Below are 20166 nucleotides of genomic sequence, written 5' to 3'. Positions count from 1 at the left end.
GGGTTACGGGTTGCAAGCGGTGTGGGGTATGGCATGCTGGCGGCCTGATTGTCTGGAATCACCCTTCCTGCCCCGTCTGAATTACGGAACGCCGCCATGTCTCGCAAGAAAACCACACGCCATAAAGCCATTATTGATCAGCTGTCGGTGAATCCATCGATGCGGGTCAGTGAGTTGTCGGATGCCTTGGGGGTCACTACCGAGACCATCCGCCGTGATCTGGAGGAGCTGGCGGCACAACAGCTGATCAACCGGACTTACGGCGGTGCGCTGTTACGTCAGCCTGCCGAGCCAGTGTTGTCGGAGCGCCACAAGGCTAATGTCGAAGAGCGGGCGATGATCGGCAAGGCGGCAGCGCCATTGCTGAAAGGCGCGCGCATACTGATGATGGGATCGGGGGCAACGACGGTTCAGGTGGCCAAGCGTATAGCCTTTGAAATGAACAATATCACCGTGGTTACCCATTCTTTTGGGGTGGCCACGGCGTTGTCGCTGAATCCGACGATCGAGGTGGTCTTGGCACCTGGTGTGTATCATGCCGGGGAAGGGGCGGTTCACGGTGCCCAGACCCTGAGGTTTTTATCGGACTACAGTGTGGATTGGGCGATTCTGGGGGCCAGCGGCATTTCTCCGGCGGGGCCAACGGATGCGTTAATGGATGCAGCCGAAGTGTATGCCTGCATGCTGCGACAGAGCAGCCGTCATATGATTGTGGCGGATCACTCCAAGTTTGATCGGATGGCGACAGCGCGTTTTTCGCAGTGGCAGGATATCGATGTGCTGGTGACCGACATCGCTCCCCAGGGCCCGTTAGGTCAGGCGCTGGCAAGCGGTGGTGTTGATATTCAGCTGGCAGGGTAAATACAAGCCACCAGCCGATGATAATGTCAGTCGGTGGTCAAGGCGGCTGACAGGGCATCGACGAACTGTTGTGCTTCGTTGCGTGTCAGGCATAGCGGAGGACGAACTTTCAGCGTTGCCGCGTGTTTGCCTGCGGCACCGATCAGTACCCCGGCATCCCTCATGCGGTTAATGATCTGCACCGTATATACCGGGTCGGGTCGGGTCGGGTCATCTTCAGCACCCAGATCCACACCAATAAACAGTCCACTACCTCTAACATCCGTTATGCGGTGATGCTCAGCAGCAAGTTGGTTCAGCTGTTGCTGTAGCCAGTATCCGGTATCGCGCGCGTTGTGTTGCAAGCCTTGCTGTTCCAGTACTTTCAGCACTGCAAGACCGGCGGCGGCGGCCACCGGGTTGCCACCAAAGGTGTTGAAGTAGCCAGTGTCTTCACAAAACGCCGCCAGGTACTCCGGTCGGGAAGCCATGGCAGCCATCGGAAAGCCGTTGCCCATCGGCTTGCCCATGGTGACCAGATCCGGCTGGACGCCATGATAATCAAAGCCCCAGAAAGCGTCACCCAGACGGCCGAATCCCGGTTGGACTTCATCCGCAATATAAAGACCACCCGCTTGATGGATGGTATCGACAGCGGCTTGCAGAAATCCGGCAGGTTGGGCAAAGACGCCATCGGAGGAGAAAATGGAATCGACCAGCAAAGCGGCGGGTCGATGCCCGCGTTGGGCCAGCGTTTTAACCGCTGCACGTACGGCGTTGGCAAAGCCTGTGGCAATGTCGTTGCCGTAAACCAGAGCCGACGGTGCTGGAATGGCGACCACATGATCCGGCAGGGAAGCATGCCTGAAGGCGGAGGGAGATACCTCGGTGACCAGTGCGGTATTACCGTGGTAAGCGGCCTCAGTAACGATAAAGCCAGTGCCGCCGCTGACCTTGCGGGCAATGCGCATGGCGAGGTCGTTGGCTTCGCTGCCGGAGCAGGTCATTACGACGTTGGCTAGAGCGTCAGGCAGCTTGGCCTTGAGGGCGTCGAGGTAATCGTCGACGACGGCCACCAGGTAACGAGTGTTAGTGTTCAGCCGGGACATTTGCTCTGTCACCGCTTCGATCACCTTTGGATGACAGTGGCCGACACTGGGCACGTTGTTGTAAAAGTCGAGATAACGGCTGCCATCGGCGGCAGTCATCCAGCAGCCTTGTGCTGTGACCATCTCGATTGGCTGGCGGTAAAATAGCACGGAGGCTGCGCCGAGATTGTTCAGTCGACGGCTTACCTGGTGATTGGAGGAGGCCTGTGTGGCATCAAAGGCGTTCATGTCCAGAATGGGGCGCACTGCGGTATCGGTCTGGTTCATTGTGTATCTTCCTGTTGCTGCCGTAACCATTGTCTGGCCAGCTCGACCGTCCCGGCGGTGTAGGTCTCGTGTCCGGCGGCAGCTGCCGTTGCGGTCTCCGGGTGGCTGGCGACCCAGGCAGTCAGTAGCAGACGACGGAACAGAATAAAATCCGGGATCATCTGGATATGCTCGTCCGCTAATGGTCGCACGGAGCGGTAACCGCGCAGCCAGGCTTGTTGCAAGTCGGGCACCAGTGGCGACGTTTCATAAAAGGAGATAGCGGCGGCAAAGTCGTACATAAACCAGCTGAAGCCGCAGTCATCAAAATCAATCACCGCCAGTTGGTCGTTGTTGACCAGCAGGTTGGCCAGACGCAAGTCGGCATGTACCAGGCCGAAGCGGTCGGCGCTGGCACCATAGTGTGCCAGCCGTTGTTGCAGTTGATCACACAGTCGTTGCAGAAGGCTCTGGTCTGGTGCGCTCAGGCCCGGTGCTGCACGCCAGTCGCCCCAGAGCGGCTGAGAACCGAAGGCACTGTCGAAATTCCAGGTTTTGCGGCTAAACCCGGTTGGTAATGGCCATGTGCTGGCTTGCTGGTGCAGGCGGGCTGACGTGGCTCCGAGCAGTTCAAAACCGGGAATCAGATTGGCGTCGGCATCCGGCTCCTTGCCCGGCATAAAGGCAAAGGCAACAACGTAACGGGTTTGGCCCTGATCGTCGAAACTGGCGATCAGTGAGCCGTCGTCCAGTGGTATCAATGCCGGTGTGGTTACAACATGACTGGCACGCAGCGCCTGAATCCAGCTGAGCTCGGATTCAATCTCGGCTCGCGAATGGTAGTCCGGACGATGTACCCGAATAACCAGCGGGTCTTTACCGGGTTGTTCCAGCAGGAAAGTCGCATTTTCAGACAAGGTGAGCAGACGCACGCTGACATCCGTTCCTGCACCCCAGCGAGGAGCCAGTTGTGACACGCCCTGTTGTAGCCGGTAGACAAAATCGTCGTCGTAAATACCTGTCATGGTGTGATCTCTGCTGCGGATGATTGTCAACGAATGCGGTTATTAGAACGATAAAATCTTTGTCTTGCAAATTAAAATGTTGCAAGAGCAAAAATATATCGTAATGATGTGATCAACCAACTAACTGCAGACAGAGGGAAAATCATGTTCAGTTCCATCAAAGACAAGGTCGTGATTGTGACCGGTGGCTCGAAAGGTATTGGCAAAGGCATTGCCCAGGTGTTTGCCCGTCAGGGTGCCAAAATCATGATTGCCGCACGGGGCAAAGAGGACGCGCAGCGCACGGTTGCTGATATTGAAGCCGAAGGAGGCACTGCCGCCTGGTGTACCTGCGATGTGGCAGATTGGACATCGGTCAAGGAAATGGTGGCAGTCACCGAAGAGCTGTTCGGCCCGGTTGATATTCTGTGCGCCAACGCTGGAATCTTTCCGCAAAAAAAGCTGATCGATCTGGAGCCAGATGAATGGGATCAGGTGATGGATACCAATCTTAAAAGCACATTCTTGTGCGTCAAGGCTTGTATCCCCTCGTTTGAAGCGGCAGGTAAGGGACGGATTATTGTGACCTCATCGATTACCGGGCCGGTGACGGGCTACCCTGGCTGGGCTCATTATGGCGCTTCCAAGGCGGGTCAACTGGGGTTTCTCAAAACGGCCGCGATGGAACTGGCTCGTTACAACACCACGATTAATGCGGTTATGCCCGGTAATATTATGACGGAAGGACTGGCAGGTTTGGGCGAGGAATATCTTGGCAGTATGGCGGCGTCTATCCCGCTTAAACGCTTGGGAGCGGTGGAAGACATTGGTAATGCGGCGTTGTTTTTTGCTTCGGACGAAGCGTCTTATATTACTGGTCAGCAAATTATTGTTGATGGTGGGCAGATCTTACCGGAAAGCCTGGATGCTATTGCCGAAATCTAGACAACGTTCAGCTTCAAATTAGATTAATGGCAATTTTCAGGGTAGTGGCGGATACGTTATATGTAATTATTTGTAAGTAATAGGCAAAAACGACACCAGGAGACGATAAGTCGTCTCCTGGTGCAGGTATAAGAAGCACTTGAAGCGGGTTGTTATACCCGGTGTGCTTATTCTTTCCAGGTTCTTACTACGGCAAAACCATATTCGGCAATCCACTGATCCAGCAGCTTTGGCGAACGTTTGATTTTTTCGACAACCACCTGAGTTGCCGGATTGCGGTATTTGCCCACTTTCAGCTTGGGCTGAGGCAGACTGGATGTTTTCTGTACTTTAAGCGCTGCTTTGTTGAAGTGTTTCAGCAGTGATTCGTACATAGGACTATCTTGGTTGTCTTTAATCCAGTTTTCCAGATCTGCTGCAATGTACTGGTAATACTCTTTCTCGGTAACACCGTACTGCGTTAATGCCGACTGAAAGGCTTCTGCGATGTCATTCAAGGCAGCGTATTTTTTCTGCTGATCTGCTTTAGCCTGAATTAACTCAGCAAGTTTCTTTTGTTCAGCTTCAATCAGCTCGTCGATGTTAGTGTCGAGAATGGATACGGTCATTCAAACCTCTAATGATTTAATGTGGATATCTGCAGGGTCTAAAAAGTGTCGGACGCAGAAAAGACAAGGAAAAATCGACGATAACGCGCAGTGTATGCAGGATAAACGCACATCCAGAGTTGATTTTTTATGCTGTAATTTCAGGTGCAATGTCTTTCAGATGTTCCTGACATTTACTATATAGCACAGAGTTCGCCCGTCTACCAAGATAGCAACATTAAAAAATGCGCCATCATGGGTGTTTTTCAACCTGTTTTTTTGTTCAGAGTGTACGAAATGACAGCGCTGTTTGATGATTGTAGCTGGGTATTTCTTTTTCAGATGGTTTTTTAATCAGATAAACGAAACAGTAATATGCGCTCAAGTGTACAAATGCCGGGAATCCGGATGCATTAAGCGGATGCATTAAGCGGATGTTTGAGTGAGGTGGAGTTTGGTAAAAGGGACATAGTGTTGGCAGACTGTTGCCGATCTTGCTTTCTTTTACGCTCGTTTGCGGAGTTTTCTCTCCGCAAACGAGCGAAGCAAGTGGTTGTCTGAATTACGGCTTGCGGCCGTATTGGTCGATCAACTGATTGGCTCGCTGGTAGAGTTTTTTGCCATCTTCGCCATCGCTGTTCATATCGTCCATCCAGGCATCGATCACAGGCTGTGCGGTTTCACGCCAGTGGCGGGTTTCGTCTGCTGACAGGACGATGATTTCATTGCCGGAATCTTTTACCAGCGTTCTGCCTTTGGCCCCCATCTCATCCAGAATACGACCCATCCAGGCGGCCAGTTTGATGCCCGAGTTATTATCGATCACCTGCTGTAACTCTTTGGGCAGTTTGAGATAGGATTTTTTATTCATACTGAACAAAAACACTTGGCCGTACAAACCGCGATCGCCACTGATTTCTGTGGTTGATTGGGTGAGTTCGTGTATTTTTAATGGCCCAACAATATCGTATGAAAGTGACGCAACGTCCAGTACACCTTTGGACAACGCAGAGGACATTTGTGGTGCAGGCATAAATATCGGTGATGCGCCCATCAGGGCGTAAACTTCTGCCATGGCCTTATTGGGTGCACGAATTTTCAGACCGGCCAGGTCTTCCATTTTATGGATGCCTTTACCTCGGGAATGGAGAACACCGGTGGCATTAGTGTGAATGGCCAACAGCTTTACTTCGCGGAAATCGTCGGTCATTTCTTCGGTAGCAAATTGTTGCAATGCCTGGCTGGTGACTTCGGCACTGGATGCCATAAACGGCAGTTCAAATACTTCTGATTTACGGAAACGGCCCGGTGTGTAGCCCGCGACTGTCCAGGTGATATCGGCGCTTCCCTTGCGCGCCTGGTCAAATAGCTGTGCCGGCTTACCACCCAGTTGCATGGCCGGGTATACATCAATATGAATACGACCGTTGGATTCCTGCTCTATTTTTTCTGCCCATGGCAGCATGATTTTGGTATGTACTTCGGACATGGGCGGCAGCAGGTGGTGTAATTTGAAATTGAACTCAGCTGCTTGCAGCTGGCCTGTAGTGATCAATCCGCTGACACTGAAGCACAGTGCACTGCGCAGTATGTTGCTGATAATTTTCATGGTGTACCCTTGTTATTTTTATAAAACGTTTATTGTTATTAATGCGTCTGGCTGGGGGTTGTTTTTTAAATTGTGGGGCGACTGAGCGCTTCAGTGCGCAGCCAAAAACGGCTACGCCCGAAATAACAGCGATAACAATTGGCCTCTCAATGCTCATTTATTACTCAATAAACGGCACTTTCTGGCCGATTTTTACGGCGCTTTTTATCGTTCTCATCATCGTTTGTAGCGTTTTCAGTCGCGTTTGATCGAGCATGGCAAGCTGTTATCCGGCACTGGCTTCAGTTTTCAACTGTTCAATAATGCGGCGCGCCCGATTGGGGCCAACGTCTACATGGATATCGATCATGGCTTCGCCGACAAAGCGTTTCATGTTTTCGTATTGCGCTTCAATGACGACCTTGTCTTCATCAAAAGTCAGAGCCGTTTGTTCAATGACCTTGGCCTTGGTTGCTTCGATGTTCTGGCTCGGATTGGTTGCCATTGACCAGAAGTAATGACAACTGGTGGAGGTTTCCGGGGTAATGCCGTGGAAACCGCGCATATGAAAGCCGCCACGCTCCGGGTTGTTGACGTCTTCGCTATTCTGATCCACGGCACCGGTCCAGATTTCCAGGTGCGACGGGTGGAAGACAATTTCTTGCCAGCGGTCGATCAGCCCCTTGAACGGATAGGCTGCAGTGTAGGTTGGAGGTGGCTCTGAGGCGGGCATATGACGCACGACGCGTACGCTGGTGCCTTCGCTTTCGACGTCCATCCTGGCGTTCATATGCAGTTTGGCGTTGCCGCCGATGGTGCGCAGATGCACATAGCCGAGATGGCTGAGATCCAGCAGGTTGTCGTGAATCAGCTGATAAGGCGCATTGTAGTGATAGACGTCGCCATCGGAGACGTAGCGCGGATCATCGTGAATGGGGTAAGCCGGTGGCTCGCAGGTTGGCTCACTGTCTTGCTGCTGGCCAAACCATATCCAGACCAACTTGTTTTGTTCCCGTATGTGGTAAGCATGAATTTTGGCCCGGCGTGGGATCTTGTCCTGGCCAGGAATGTCGATGCAGCGGCCGCTGTCGTCGTACAGCATGCCGTGGTAGCCGCAACGGATGCCGTTCTCTTCGACTGTGCCTGCCGACAACGGCAGGTGACGGTGACAACAGCGATCTTCAACGGCGGCAACCTGACCATTGCCCTTGCGGAACAGTACAATGGCTTCGTTGAGCAGGGTGCGGCCCACGGGGGTGTCGGTCAGTTCCTTGCTGTGTGCTGCAACGTACCACTGGTTCAATGGGTAAGCGCCCTGCTGGCGGCCTGGCCCGTTGTTGACCTCGGCACTGACGCCAGGGATGTAAATGGATACGGTCATCTGGATCTCCTCATTCTTGTTGTTGGGCAATCAACTGCCGTACTTAAAGCCCCAGCACCAGGCGCTTGCCTTTGGCTCGGGAACAGCAGGGGGTGAATTGATTGTTGGCAGATTTTTCGTCATCGGTAAGAAAGTTGTCGCGGTGATCCGGGATGCCATGAACAACCGCCGTCAGGCAAGAGCCGCAAATACCTTGTTCACAGGACACGGGGATATCAATACCGGCGTCATCGAGTGCTTCAAAGGCGCTTTGATTGGCGGCAACGGTGATGATCTGGCCACTGCTTTTGATCACCAGTTCAAACGGACTGTCAGCCGCGCTGTCGAGGTGATGGACTGGAGCGGCAAAAAACTCCCGGTGCAGGCGGGATTCGTCCCAGCCTTGCTGCCTGGCACCATCAAGAACGTAGTCGATAAAGCCCCCAGGGCCACAAACGTACAGGTGCGCACTGGCTGGGGCGGAGGTGATGATTCGGGCGATATCGAGACGCTGATTGTCATCATCGAAATAACAGTGGCTGTGAGCTGCCAACGGCGCTTGCTGAAATTGGTCACCGAAGGCTGCTGTCGCCCTGGAGCGTGCGGCGTAGTGGACTTCAAAGTCACTGCCTGACGCATTTAGTTCACGCGCCATGGACAAAATCGGGGTAACGCCAATACCGCCCGCAATCAGCACAGAATGCCGGACGCCGGATTGCAGTGGAAACAGATTACGCGGTGCGCTGATCTGTACACGCTGACCGGCTTGCAACACCTCGTGAACTTCGACGGAACCGCCACGAGAATGCGGGTCACGCAAAACTGCGATCTGGTACTGGTGACAGTCGCTACCAGCGTTCAGTAACGAATATTGCCGTACCAGGCCGGAAGGCAGATGAAGATCAATGTGAGCTCCGGCTGAGAACGCGGGTAGGTCAGCACCGTTTTCCAGTGCCAAGTCGAGCCCGCAGATAGCGTTTGCCGCCGGGTATTTGTTGAGGATCACGACCTCGATCGTCTCGATCATGTGGTTTCCTGGCTTGATTATTATTGTTGATGTATCAACGATATGGTTTTTATAGTTGTTATGTCAACTATATGACCATTGGATTTTGTTGGTTGTTATTCAAAATAGAGAGGGCGGGACAGCAGGTGACGGCGATGTGAGCCGTCACCTGCACGAAGGCGGGTTGATTAAAAGCGTAGGGTAGAGGAGATGGGGCCAAGCGCTGGAGTTAACAACCTGTCGATGGACTGTTTGTCTGGGAGTTCTCTTGAGTGTTCGCTGGGCTATTCGGATCGTAAGCATTTACCAACCCGACTCGGGCGTTCATACGGGACAGCAGGTTGATCAGCGTATCGCGTTCTGCTGCAGAAAAATCGCCCAGCAGCAGTGCTTCCCGTTTGATGGCAACCTGAAATATCTCGTCGTGTAACACGTTGCCGGATTCGGTCAGCGAGACAATGGTTTTTCGGGCGTCTTCGGGATCCGAGCGGAAATGCACATAAGCGGATGCTTGCAGATATTTGAGCGAGCGGCTGACGGCAGCCTTGTCGAGACCGATCACCTGACACATACGGTTGGGGGTGATGGCATCTTCCACTTTCAACAGCGCCAGCAAACGCCATTCGACGATGCCAACACCAAAATTATCCCGATAGAGCCTGGACGCTCCGGCAGACATTTTGTTAGCCAGAAAGGTGATCAGTGCCGGAACGTAGCGCTCCAGATCAAGCGATGCTGCAGGTGAAGTTTTTGAAGGCATGTTTTTCGGAATACATTGGTGAACAGGGTAAGGAGTGGATTACAGCATAGCTGGGCGGATGATTAACTATTTTCTCGTTAATAAGGACGATTACCCGGTCTCTATCCACCTGCCAGCCTGTTCACACTGTGCCAATTGCTCCGCTCAGGCGTGCGGTTTGTTGATCAAGTCACATTTCAAGCAGCTTGGAGCCACACTTTTAGGATAATTGTAACGCTGGTCGCCGGGATGAACCGTCTTACCTTATACTGGCGCTTTAACGACACTTTACTGACATAAAACGACAAATAGTGGCATTTCCAGGGAGGCGAGATGAAGATTCAGCGGCTGTTGGGGTACGTATCCGGGGTTTGGTTGGTGGCGTTGGCAGGATGTGGCAGTGGCGATCCGGTGGTACCGGAAGGCACGCAGTCTGCTTCAACGGCGACGTCGGGTAGCAGCAGTTCGACAACGTCAAACATCATGACGCTGAATTTCTCTGGAGAGCAACGTTATCTCTATTACATCCAGGGCTACACCGTGTATGTGAACGGCAATTTTAACGAACTCTGGTTTTTCCATACCCCGGATAAAGTGATTATTAACGGCAACAATAACTTTTTGTACATTGATAAAGACGTTGACATTGACGATGAAGGTACGGGCAATAGCTGGGTTGATTATTAACAGGCACAGCTATAGATAACTGCTGTAGATGACTGCTATAGATGACTGCGTGTCGAAATGACGGTGTTAAAATCGATCGCTGCCTTTTTAGCTGCACTTTAAAACTGCCTGCTTTAACCCCTGCTTTAACCGCCAGACCCAGACCCTGGCGCGTTTCAATCAGCCCCAAGCTCGTTTTACCAGGGAGTCAGGAACGCCCTGGCTTGCCAATTTGTCCCCGTTCCGGATTAAAGGTCAGTACCGCCAGCAGAGTAAATACCAGCAGGCAACCACTCACTACGGCCAGTGCTTCGCCGTTCAGCTTGCCATACAAAGCATGACGAATCAGTTCCACACAAAATGTAAACGGGTTGACGCTGCACAGCCAATAAAGCCATTCGCTGGATTCCTGCATTTTCCACAGCGGATACAGGGCGGACGACATAAAAAACATCGGGAAGATAACGAAGTTCATCACTCCGGCGAAGTTCTCCAGCTGTTTGATAAAGCTGGATATAAACAGCCCGATAGCACCGAGTAAAACCCCCGTTAGTATCACTGCAGGAGCGACCCAGAGCAGGCCGATCAATGGCGATTCGACGTCAAACAGCCAGGCAATAGCCAGAAAGGCATACACCTGTGGAATGGCGACCAGGGTGCTGGCGGCAAGCTTGCTGAGTAATAGATACCAGCGTGGCAGCGGACTCATTAACAGTACGCGCATGCTGCCCATCTCCCGGTCATACACCATCGACAGCGAACTTTGCATGGCATTAAACAGCAGAATCATGGCCACCAGGCCGGGAACGATATACACCTCGTAGGTAATATAGGTGTCGTATGGCGCGATGATGGAGATCCCCAAGGCGGCCCGAAAACCGGCAGCGAACACCGCCAGCCATAATAATGGCCGAATCAGCGAGCTGAAAAACCGGCTGCGTTGATGCACAAAACGCAGGCTTTCACGTTTGAGAATGCCGCTAAAGGCATACCAGTAGCTGGCCGGGTTCATACGCTGGCTCCATCGCCACGACGCCGGTCGGCGGTCAGCAGTTCAAAAGCTTCCACCAGTGACGCCTTGCCGGTTTGTAAACACAAATTGTGGGCCGACTCGTTGGCCAGCACCTTGCCCTGATGCAGCAGAGTGACAGGGTCGGCGGGCAGAATTTCTTCAATCAAATGAGTAGCCCAAAGTACAGTGACCTGTTGCTGCTCGCACAACGAACGAACATGGCGGTTAAGGCTGGCCCGTGTGTGAGGGTCGAGACCGACGGTGGCTTCATCCAGCAGCAGCAGACTGGGGTGATGCAATAAAGCTCTGGCGATTTCTACCCGGCGGCGATGGCCACCATTCAGCGCCCGGACTTTTTTGCCACGGGCATCCAGCAGCTCCACTCGGGCTAATTCTTCCTGTATGCGTTGTTTGCGTATCCCGGCAGACAGCCCGTGGAGGCAGCCGTGGTAGTCGAGGTTCTGCTCGACACTGAGGTCGAGATCCAGGGTGCTTTGCTGGAACACCATACCGATACTGCCCAGCAGGGCGGCGGGGGCGTGGCGGAGACTGTGGCCATTCACCCGAATATCGCCCTGTTGCACCTGAAATAGCCGACTGATCAGCGCGAACAAGGTACTTTTGCCCGCGCCATTGGGGCCGAGCAGGGCATGGAATTGACCAGACTGAATGGTGAAAGATACCTGATCCAGCGCTTGTTTACCGGGGTAGCAATGGCCAAGCTGATCCACTTCAACTAACGGTTGTACTGGCTGATTCATGATTCAGTCCGGCTTGATCGCCAGCCCCCAGGGGTAGCGTCCGACCTTGATGGATTTGGTCACTTTCAGATGTTCGATATCGATCACCGAGACATCACCGCTGATACCATTGGTGGTGAGCAGAAACTTTTCATCGGGCGTCAGCGCCATATGCCAGACCCGCCGACCCACCAGTAAATAATCGAGTACTTCCCAGGTTTTGGCGTCAATCACCGCAACATGGTTGGCAGGGCCAAGCGCAACAAAGGCATAACGACCGTCAGACGTCAGCTTGATGCCGACCGGCTGTACCTTGTCACGATGAATACCCCGGATATTAAAGCGGATTTTGTGGATCTCTTCCTTGCTGGCGACGTCGATCACCGACACCGTACCGCCGATTTCAGCACTGGCCCAGAGCTGGCTGCCATCCTGACTGAACTGTACGTAGCGCGGTCGCTGATCCACCTTGGTATTGTGCACCAGCTGCTGGGTGCTGGTATCTATCCAATGCAACATGCTGGTGGTTTCCGAGGTGTTGACCACCAGTTTGCCATCCGGGCTGACGGCCATGCCTTCCGGTTCGACGCCAACATCAATCTGACCGGTGACCTGATGGGTGAGGGGATTAACCACCGTCACCAGAGCGCTGTCTTCGTTGGAAATATAGAGGCGATCGCCATCAGGATGGAGGGCAAACTGTTCCGGATCCTCACCAGAAGGCAGGTTGGCGACAATGCGTTTGCTGGCGACATCCAGCACTTGTACGGTGTCGTCATCGCTGGCACAGATATACAGCAGTGAATAGTCCTGGTTAAAGGTAATGCCACGCGGGCGTTGGCCTACTTCAATGGTGTCGACCACTTCAAAACGGCTCAGATCAATGACCGAGAGCGAGTTGTCCTTTTCGTTAGAAACGTAGGCCAGTGCCGCCTGAGCCGGGGTTGCCAACAGCAGGGGGGCGATCAGTGCAACGGACACTAACAGGTGTTTAAAGGGATTCATCCAGTGGCTCCTCGGGTTTCGGCAGATGGTTGCACGGTGGCTTAATCGATTTGATCGGCCAGTCGGCACTGACTTTCGGGTTGGTCAAAGCCCAGGGTGTCGAGTTCGGTATGGGGGTGCAGATAGCCCTCCTGCGGCGACTGGGAAACCAGCGCCCGAGGATGCACCAAGGCAATGGGCTGTCGCAGTTGGCCATTCCAGTTGCGATAAGTCAGCTTGCGGCCCTTGAAACCGGCCAGCTCAAACTGGCTTCCTAGCAGGTGTGACCGGATGCTAGTGGCAGAGTAGGGCACCTGGTGCGATAAAGTCTCACCAATTGAGCGCATGGCTGCCCAAGCGGCGTAATCCTTGTCGGTCATCCAGCGTTTGGCTTGGCGGTCAAAGCGACTTTGTAATTGTGCAGCCCCCCATTGCTCAATCACCCGGTGCCAGCCGACCGGCTTGAGTCCTTGAGTGCCGACCACCGGGCGTGGATACCAGGTGTTGTAGAGCAGGAACTCGCCGAAGTCGCCGAGTTCATCGGCCACTACCACGGCGTCGTATTCTTTGGTCTGGGTAAACAACGGGACTTCGGTCTGGGCCGATCGGCGCAAGTCAGAATCAAAGGTCCAGTCTTTGTCGGCGACAATTTTGCCACCAAAGCGCTTGGCCGAACGTCGAACTGCGTTGGCGTAGTCTTTGTCCTGTGAGCGGGTGCCGGTAATCAGCAGCCATTTTTTCAATTTCTTTTTGATCAGCCATTGGGCCAGAGCATCGGTGAGCATGGCGCGGCTGGGCAGAGTATGCAGGACGTTGGGCAGACAGTGGCGGATACGTAATTCATCGTCATAACTGCCGACATTAAAAAACAGCAGCTCGGGATACTGGCTGGCAAAAGCGTTCAGAGTGGCTGCCGGAGCATTCACCAGCACTAGCTGGATACCTTGCTGCTGCCAGCGATTGAGCGCGGCCCCCAGTTCGGCTTCGTCCGCGCTGCGGGCTTGCTCCAGCGTGTAGGCCAGCCCGAGAAAACGCCCACCGGCGTTATTATCGCTGATTCCCAGTATTGCTCCTTGCAGGCCGTTGTCTTCCGGCTCGGGCAGCACGTTGGACAGGAGCGGCGGGGATGGCAACTGCAGTTCGAGATAGCCAACGACAATCGATTGCTGGGGCTGGGAGAGAGGGCTGGCGACTGCGGTTCCGGTCGGCATTAGCAAGATCATTAATAGCCAGGCCATTGACAGTACGGTTATCAACAGCGCTGGTAGCATTGCCGGAATGCGGCGCAAGGTGGCAAGGCAAACAGGGTAAATGCTGCAAGTTTGGGTGCTTGTCATAGTGTTCAGTCGCTGGGTCATTTTTATTGTTGTTCTGTTTTTTCAAGCCTGATCACAGTCTGGCGGCTTCATGGTTGATTGAGATTACGCAACCCGTCAACAGACAGGTATAGGCATTAAGTACCCAACATTTACGCCTCTCGTACTATCTCTTGATGCTGCAATCTGGAGATCCTCTGGATAGCCTTAACTGGCATGAGCGCTGATCGGAACTATATTGATGTATCAGAATGGAGGTTGCGGCCAGCAGTTAGGCGGGTTAGTGCAGTGGGATTACGCTGTCGGACAAACAGGCAACTGATGAAAAAAACGCCGCTTAACCTAGTACCAAGGTACTGAAAATCGGCTACCAAAGTGTTCTGTGGCCCGTTTTTACTCGTACCTAGAATAAGCGCAATGAAAATAACAATCGGGTACTCAATAATGAAAAAATTCAGTTCTGCCTTTCATGGCATCGCATTGGCTGGTTTTATGGCTGCGTCATGTGTCGTCTGGGCGCATGGTGATGTGACTCCTCAGGCGATTGATACTACCGGTCTGGAGCCTTTGGGTGATGAGTGGCGCGAAGAAAATCCATACCGTGGTAACGCCCGTGCGATCGAAATAGGTGAATCAGCATACGCACAGAACTGTGCCCGTTGTCATGGTCTCGATGCCATTTCTGGTGGTATCGCGCCGGATTTACGCCTGCTGGATCACGGTGTTGATGGTGATGAATGGTTTGTCTACCGCGTGCGTAACGGCGCAGTACGTAATGGCGTACCCTATATGCCAAAAATGGCCGACTTCCTCAGTCAAGAAGGTCTCTGGGCTATCCGTTCATGGCTTGAAACCCGACCTGCAGACGAATAATCACTTGTCTGTCCTGATAATGCCTGTGATGTCGAATACATCCTGGGTGCTGCTACTGAAACCCGCGCTGTTGCGGGTTTTACTGGCGGCTTTTATGGTTTTGGCGAGTAGCCATGCCAGCTCACGCTCACTGGAAGATGTTCAGGAGAGTGGTGAGCTCAGTGTGGCGGTGTATCGTGATTTTCCGCCCTATTCCTGGGAAGCGGATGGCAAGGCCATGGGATTTGACGTGGATATTGCTCGTACGCTGGCCAAGGGGCTGGGAGTCCGTTTGCATCTGCACTGGATGATCCCGGATGAAAATCTGGATGACGACCTGCGTAACCATGTCTGGAAAGGCCACTATCTGGCGCGGATTGAAGACGAACCCATGTTACGGCGGGATGTTGCCGACGTGATGCTGCGGGTGCCGTATGACCGTGAATTTGCCTTCAAGGTCGATCAGGATGGCAGGGTGATCAACGATCTGGTGCATTTTTTTGCGCCCTATCAACGCGAGCGCTGGGAATTGCTGATCGATCGGCAACAGATCGAATCGATCGAGAACCTGGCTATTTTCATGTACGACAAGGTCGGTGTGGAGATTGACTCGCTGCCCGATTTTTATCTCACCAGTGCCTTTCGGGGCAAGGTTCGCAATAACGTCGTGCATTTCACCACCACTGCCGATGCGGTCACTGCACTGGGTACGGGTGAGGTAGCCGGAGTGATGGGCATGAAATCCCAACTTGAGTGGGGCATGCAGCAGTTGGGTAATCCTGAGCGTTATCAGCTGGCTGATATCCCCATGCCTAACCTGGTCAGCCGTTACTGGGAAGTGGGAATGGCCGTCAAGGACGATCACCGCAGCCTGGCGTATGCACTGGAAGACGTTGTTACTGCAATGATAAACAGCGGCGACATGAAGAAGCTGGTGGCGCAGTACGGGGTGGAATTCCTCAAAACCGAGCAGTCTTTAGTACAAGAACAAGCTGAATAATCCCTCTCATTCCTCTCTGGGTGTGGATGGTGGATGGCCGAGCCATTTGGCGTTTGATGGCTGACATCAGGCGTCAAACCGCTGCCATCCAAGTTTGACATCTCCAGTTTCAACCTCTGCGATACCTGACCTCCAGTACCTGGAAGCTGTCACCTGGAAGTGTCTCTGACAGCTGTTCAAAGCGTAAACCAGGAGCTTGTCCGACTTAGGCGTTTGTCGCATGGGAAAGACGGGTTTGAGCGATTTTTACGTGAAATGGAGGCGAATGGTGGTTCTGTTTACCAAGAATGTGCGCAAAAAAGTCAGCTTCAGCTTTCCGCAGTAACGCAGTCCTAAGCCCGACAGACTCCAAGTACCTACTACTCCCGTATCAGGAGTGCTACCAAGGCACTAGCAAATCACGCCTCAGGTCGGATTGGATGATGACCTGTCAAAACCAACAATGGTGACGTATCTGGACTCTAGGGCCAGTGCATCCTGTGACTGCTGCTCCACTCTGAGCGGACACAGAGGCTCCTACACGAATAAGAAAATCCTTTTAAGGAGAACACAATGAAAACAACTTCTATCGGCTTGAAGGGACTCGCGCTGTCCACTTTGGTAGCGGCCGTCTCTCTGGCCAGTTCTGTTCAGGCTGGTGTTACCGACAAAGATATTATCAACGACCAGGCAATCACCAGCGACGTAGTGAGCTACGGCATGGGTCTTCGTGGTCAACGTTACAGCCCATTGGCCAAGGTCAATGCCCAATCTGTTCAGGATCTGACGCCTGTTTGGGGTTTCTCTTTTGGTGGTGAAAAGCAGCGCGGTCAAGAATCCCAGCCAATGATCAAAGACGGCGTTATGTACGTAACCGCCTCCTATTCACGGGTGTTCGCGATTGATATCGCTACAGGAGATGAGTTGTGGCAGTACGATGCCCGTCTGCCAGAAAACATCATGCCTTGCTGCGACGTGATCAACCGGGGTGTGGCGCTGTACGACAACCTGGTGATCTTCGGCACACTGGACGCCAAACTGGTCGCGCTGGACAAAGACACCGGTAAAACCGTCTGGAAGAAAAAAGTAGCTGACTACAAGGGTGGTTACTCCATCTCTGCGGCTCCTATCGTAGTGAAAGGCAAAGTCATTACCGGTGTTTCCGGTGGTGAATTCGGTATCGTCGGTAAAGTCGAAGCCTACGACGCCAAAACTGGTGAAGTGGTCTGGACGCGTCCTACCGTTGAAGGCCATATGGGCTACCTGAACGGCAAGGAAAATGGCATTACTGGTGGCAAGGCAGGTAAAACCTGGCCTGGCGACCTGTGGAAGTCCGGTGGCGCAGCCACTTGGCTGGGCGGCACCTATGACCCGGACGTCGACCTGCTGTTCTTTGGTACCGGTAACCCGGCACCGTGGAACTCTCACCTGCGCCCTGGCGACAACCTGTACTCCTCTTCCCGTCTGGGTATTGACCCGGATACCGGCGAGATCAAATGGCACTTCCAGACCACGCCACATGATGGCTGGGATTACGACGGCGTTAACGAACTGGTTTCTTTCGACTACAAAGACGGCAAGAAAACCATCAAAGCCGCTGCAACAGCTGACCGTAACGGCTTCTTCTATGTCTTGAACCGCGAAAACGGCGACTTCATCCGTGGCTTCCCGTTTGTCGACAAGATTACCTGGGCCAAGGGACTGGATAAAAAAGGTCGTCCGATCTTTAACGACGACTTCCGCCCTGGTAACCCGGCCGACAGTGCAGACGGCCACAAAGGTAAATCCGTTGTTGCTGCCCCTGCTTTTCTGGGTGGCAAAAACTGGATGCCGATGGCTTATTCTCAGGATACCGGGCTGTTCTATGTCCCCTCCAACGAGTGGGAAATGGACATCTGGAACGAACCAACAGCCTATAAAAAAGGCGCTGCCTACTTGGGTGCTGGCTTCACTATCAAGCCAATCAACGATGCATACATCGGCGTTTTGCGTGCGATCGATCCCAAGAGCGGCAAGGAAGTCTGGCGCTATGAAAACAACGCACCTCTGTGGGGTGGGGTGATGACAACCGCTGGTGGGTTGGTGTTTACCGGTAACCCGGAAGGCTACCTGATGGCATTTGATGCCAAGACCGGTGAAATGGTGTACAAGTTCAACACCGGCTCTGGCATCGTGGGTACACCCGTAACCTGGGAACAGGGCGGCGAACAGTACATCGCAGTGGTATCTGGCTGGGGTGGTGCGGTACCGCTGTGGGGTGGCGAAGTGGCGAAGCGGGTGAAAAACCTGAACCAGGGCGGGACAGTCTGGACCTTCAAGTTGCCTAAGCGTCACGAAGTCGCAGGGCGATAAGGCAGACCGACAGCCCGGCGCTGTTGTCGGATTTGAAAAGGACGCGTTATTCTCGGCGCCCAACGCCTTGCCTGACGGAATTTTTCCTCCTGACAGGCTGTGGCAAATAATTGGGAACGCTCCTAACAACCTGAAGGGTACATCTCCAAAGTACGGCACTCGAAATTACGGTGTTAAAAATTGATTCAAAATGCTCATTTATCATTCATAAACTGCGCTTTTTTACCAATTTTTGCCTTGTCCTTTCATTGCTCGCTACGTTTTTAGATGCGCCCAGTAACCACAAAAAAGCCGCTGCCTCAAGGTAGCGGCTTTTTTGTGGTTACTGGTACGCGAGAGCCGACTGCTGGCCAGCGGTGCCCAGGGTGATGGTCAATTATGGTGATCATGTCGCGTCTGGATCCGGTTGGCTCACCGCTTCTCCGGCTTTGCAGCAACTCGCCCGCTGGACGCCCCGCTCTTCATGCCTTGTTCTGCAACCAACTGGCCTTCAGCAGGCCCGGTTTAATCAGTGAGAACGCTCCTTAACGCCAGCAACAAAGTGTCTACGAGCAGAAAAGTCCCTCTTTTACAACAGAACCCAGGCTGGAGTGTGCAAATGTTGCGGTTATTATGTGATGGCAGGATGCCCGTCAGCTGGATGGCGGTGAGGTCATTCCAATGATGTCAAGCAGGTGAGTTGCCCGACCTGTTATGGTGCATAAAAGTGCCCATGGCGGGTGATTCGGACAACACTTTCTTGCCGGGAATACTTGTTTATTCAGTGTGTTCGGCGGCCACTCAAATCGCCTTGGAAACCATTATAAATATCACACATTCCCGTTGTAGATGCTGTATGGTGGCGCCAAAAGGTCGTCACGCAGCAGGAGGTTATTATGAGCAATTTAACAGAGTATGGTCAGGGCATTGTTAATGACCTGGGTCGTCGGTACGGGCTGTCCAGTGGCGCGGTTATTTGCATGATCCAGGCGGTGATTAATGGTAATGGCACCATGGCGCAATTTTATTGCCCGGAACTGGGTGGTGGTGGCCAGTGGATGCGTGGTGGCATGACCATGGTTGGCGATATGTTTAACCATGGGCTGAAAAATACGGTCAACAATCTGTGCAGTGAAATCGCGTCGATTCTTGCTGGCGGCCAGATGATATTTGAAGCGCCAGCTGCCAGTGCATCAGGGAGTGGTGGTTTTCAGTCTAACAACTGGTGGCCGCCAGAGTTGGGTAGCCCTTCGTCATCGGGCGCTCAAAATAACATCCGTTACGCTATTTTCCCGCATTGTCATCGGTTGGCGCTCGACGCCAATGGACAAGTCAGTGTTTACGACACCCAGCAACACCAGATTGGTGGCGTTAGCCAACAGCAGGGTGGTGGCAGCTCGCTGACGTTCAGCAGCCAGTTTGGTACCGTGTATCTGACCAGTCTGCCGATTGTTTCTGGTCATAATCCTTTTCTTGACCAATCCTCTGCTTCTTCACCAGCGTCCCACACAAGCAATCGTGCGCCAGAGCCTGTTCAGTCGGCACCGGCACAACCGCAAAACAATGGCGGTAATCGTGATGATGTTTTTGCCGCGATTGAAAAACTCGCCAGTCTGAGAGATATGGGGATTTTGTCGGAGCAGGAATTTTCCAATAAAAAATCCGAGCTGCTGCAGCGCCTTTAATCAATCATCGGCGGATGAGCATTTATTGACAAGGCTGTAATAAACGCTGCAGTCATCGTTGTAACCGTTGTAACCGTTGTAACCGTTGTAACCGTTGTAACCGTTGTAACCGTTGTAACCGTTGTAACCGTTGTAACCGTTGTAACCGTTGTAACCGTTGTAACCGTTGTAACCGTT

Annotated in this window: 18 protein-coding genes; 7 read left to right on the top strand and 11 right to left on the bottom strand. The window is 53.1% G+C overall.

What is annotated here, in order from left to right; genetic code table 11:
- Window positions 1–96: 96 nt before the first annotated feature.
- Complete coding sequence (locus WG929_RS18410) at window positions 97–861, top strand: DeoR/GlpR family DNA-binding transcription regulator (protein ID WP_369854760.1); 765 nt, start codon at window positions 97–99, stop codon at window positions 859–861.
- 26 nt (window positions 862–887) lie between these two features.
- Here WG929_RS18410 and WG929_RS18405 read toward each other — a convergent pair whose 3' ends face one another.
- Both WG929_RS18405 and WG929_RS18400 read right to left on the bottom strand, forming a co-directional pair.
- Entirely contained in the window at window positions 888–2216 is a 1329-nt protein-coding gene (locus WG929_RS18405) for an aspartate aminotransferase family protein (RefSeq protein WP_416207239.1), read from the bottom strand.
- On the bottom strand, window positions 2213–3220 hold the full coding sequence (locus WG929_RS18400; protein WP_369854758.1) for a phosphotransferase enzyme family protein: 1008 nt from the start codon (window positions 3218–3220) through the stop codon (window positions 2213–2215). The genes WG929_RS18405 and WG929_RS18400 overlap by 4 nt, the downstream gene beginning before the upstream one ends.
- Before the next feature lie 144 nt (window positions 3221–3364).
- Here WG929_RS18400 and fabG point away from each other — a divergent pair, with 144 nt between their 5' ends.
- Window positions 3365–4144 (top strand): 3-oxoacyl-ACP reductase FabG, encoded by a 780-nt coding sequence (gene fabG, locus WG929_RS18395; protein WP_369854757.1) that lies wholly within the window; start codon window positions 3365–3367, stop codon window positions 4142–4144.
- 167 nt (window positions 4145–4311) lie between these two features.
- Here the strand turns inward: fabG and WG929_RS18390 are convergent, their stop codons facing one another.
- The 5 genes from WG929_RS18390 to WG929_RS18370 form a co-directional block, all read right to left on the bottom strand.
- Window positions 4312–4752, bottom strand: a complete 441-nt coding sequence (locus tag WG929_RS18390; RefSeq protein WP_369854756.1) for a hypothetical protein — start codon at window positions 4750–4752, stop codon at window positions 4312–4314.
- Between the two features lie 541 nt (window positions 4753–5293).
- Window positions 5294–6340, bottom strand: coding sequence for a TRAP transporter substrate-binding protein (locus tag WG929_RS18385; protein WP_416207238.1), 1047 nt, complete (start codon window positions 6338–6340; stop codon window positions 5294–5296).
- A gap of 265 nt (window positions 6341–6605) precedes the next feature.
- Window positions 6606–7700, bottom strand: a complete 1095-nt coding sequence (locus tag WG929_RS18380) for a Rieske 2Fe-2S domain-containing protein (protein WP_369854754.1) — start codon at window positions 7698–7700, stop codon at window positions 6606–6608.
- Between the two features lie 43 nt (window positions 7701–7743).
- Window positions 7744–8706 carry a PDR/VanB family oxidoreductase gene (locus WG929_RS18375; RefSeq protein WP_416207237.1) on the bottom strand — a complete coding sequence of 321 codons (963 nt, stop codon included), beginning with the start codon at window positions 8704–8706 and terminating at the stop codon, window positions 7744–7746.
- A 208-nt stretch (window positions 8707–8914) separates the two neighbouring features.
- Window positions 8915–9445, bottom strand: a complete 531-nt coding sequence (locus WG929_RS18370; protein WP_416207236.1) for a MarR family winged helix-turn-helix transcriptional regulator — start codon at window positions 9443–9445, stop codon at window positions 8915–8917.
- Between the two features lie 312 nt (window positions 9446–9757).
- Between WG929_RS18370 and WG929_RS18365 the strand changes: the two genes are divergently transcribed.
- Complete coding sequence (locus tag WG929_RS18365) at window positions 9758–10111, top strand: hypothetical protein (protein WP_369854751.1); 354 nt, start codon at window positions 9758–9760, stop codon at window positions 10109–10111.
- Window positions 10112–10298: 187 nt separating this feature from the next.
- Here the strand turns inward: WG929_RS18365 and WG929_RS18360 are convergent, their stop codons facing one another.
- Genes WG929_RS18360 through WG929_RS18345 form a run of 4 tightly spaced genes read right to left on the bottom strand, consistent with a single transcriptional unit; the run spans window position 10299 to window position 14163 of the window.
- Window positions 10299–11102: an ABC transporter permease gene (locus WG929_RS18360; RefSeq protein WP_369854750.1), complete on the bottom strand. Its 804-nt coding sequence runs from the start codon at window positions 11100–11102 to the stop codon at window positions 10299–10301.
- Window positions 11099–11863: an ATP-binding cassette domain-containing protein gene (locus WG929_RS18355; RefSeq protein WP_369854749.1), complete on the bottom strand. Its 765-nt coding sequence runs from the start codon at window positions 11861–11863 to the stop codon at window positions 11099–11101. Before WG929_RS18355 ends, WG929_RS18360 begins: the two co-directional genes overlap by 4 nt.
- Before the next feature lie 3 nt (window positions 11864–11866).
- Entirely contained in the window at window positions 11867–12847 is a 981-nt protein-coding gene (locus tag WG929_RS18350) for a YVTN family beta-propeller repeat protein (RefSeq protein WP_369854748.1), read from the bottom strand.
- Window positions 12848–12888: 41 nt separating this feature from the next.
- Window positions 12889–14163, bottom strand: coding sequence for an ABC transporter substrate-binding protein (locus WG929_RS18345; RefSeq protein WP_416207235.1), 1275 nt, complete (start codon window positions 14161–14163; stop codon window positions 12889–12891).
- A 423-nt stretch (window positions 14164–14586) separates the two neighbouring features.
- Between WG929_RS18345 and pedF the strand changes: the two genes are divergently transcribed.
- From pedF to WG929_RS18325, 4 genes are all read left to right on the top strand, one after another.
- Window positions 14587–15015, top strand: coding sequence for a cytochrome c-550 PedF (pedF, locus tag WG929_RS18340; RefSeq protein WP_416207234.1), 429 nt, complete (start codon window positions 14587–14589; stop codon window positions 15013–15015).
- A 4-nt stretch (window positions 15016–15019) separates the two neighbouring features.
- Window positions 15020–15994: a transporter substrate-binding domain-containing protein gene (locus WG929_RS18335; RefSeq protein ID WP_416207233.1), complete on the top strand. Its 975-nt coding sequence runs from the start codon at window positions 15020–15022 to the stop codon at window positions 15992–15994.
- A gap of 552 nt (window positions 15995–16546) precedes the next feature.
- Window positions 16547–18325, top strand: a complete 1779-nt coding sequence (locus WG929_RS18330; RefSeq protein WP_416207232.1) for a PQQ-dependent methanol/ethanol family dehydrogenase — start codon at window positions 16547–16549, stop codon at window positions 18323–18325.
- Between the two features lie 875 nt (window positions 18326–19200).
- Window positions 19201–19989 (top strand): SHOCT domain-containing protein, encoded by a 789-nt coding sequence (locus WG929_RS18325; RefSeq protein ID WP_416207231.1) that lies wholly within the window; start codon window positions 19201–19203, stop codon window positions 19987–19989.
- Window positions 19990–20166 lie beyond the last annotated feature (177 nt).

The sequence above is a fragment of the Oceanobacter antarcticus genome (assembly GCF_044962685.1).
In the GTDB taxonomy this organism is placed as follows: domain Bacteria; phylum Pseudomonadota; class Gammaproteobacteria; order Pseudomonadales; family Oceanobacteraceae; genus Oceanobacter; species Oceanobacter antarcticus.
Note: the sequence above shows the minus strand (reverse complement) of the source record. Positions and strands in the feature narration are given on the sequence as shown.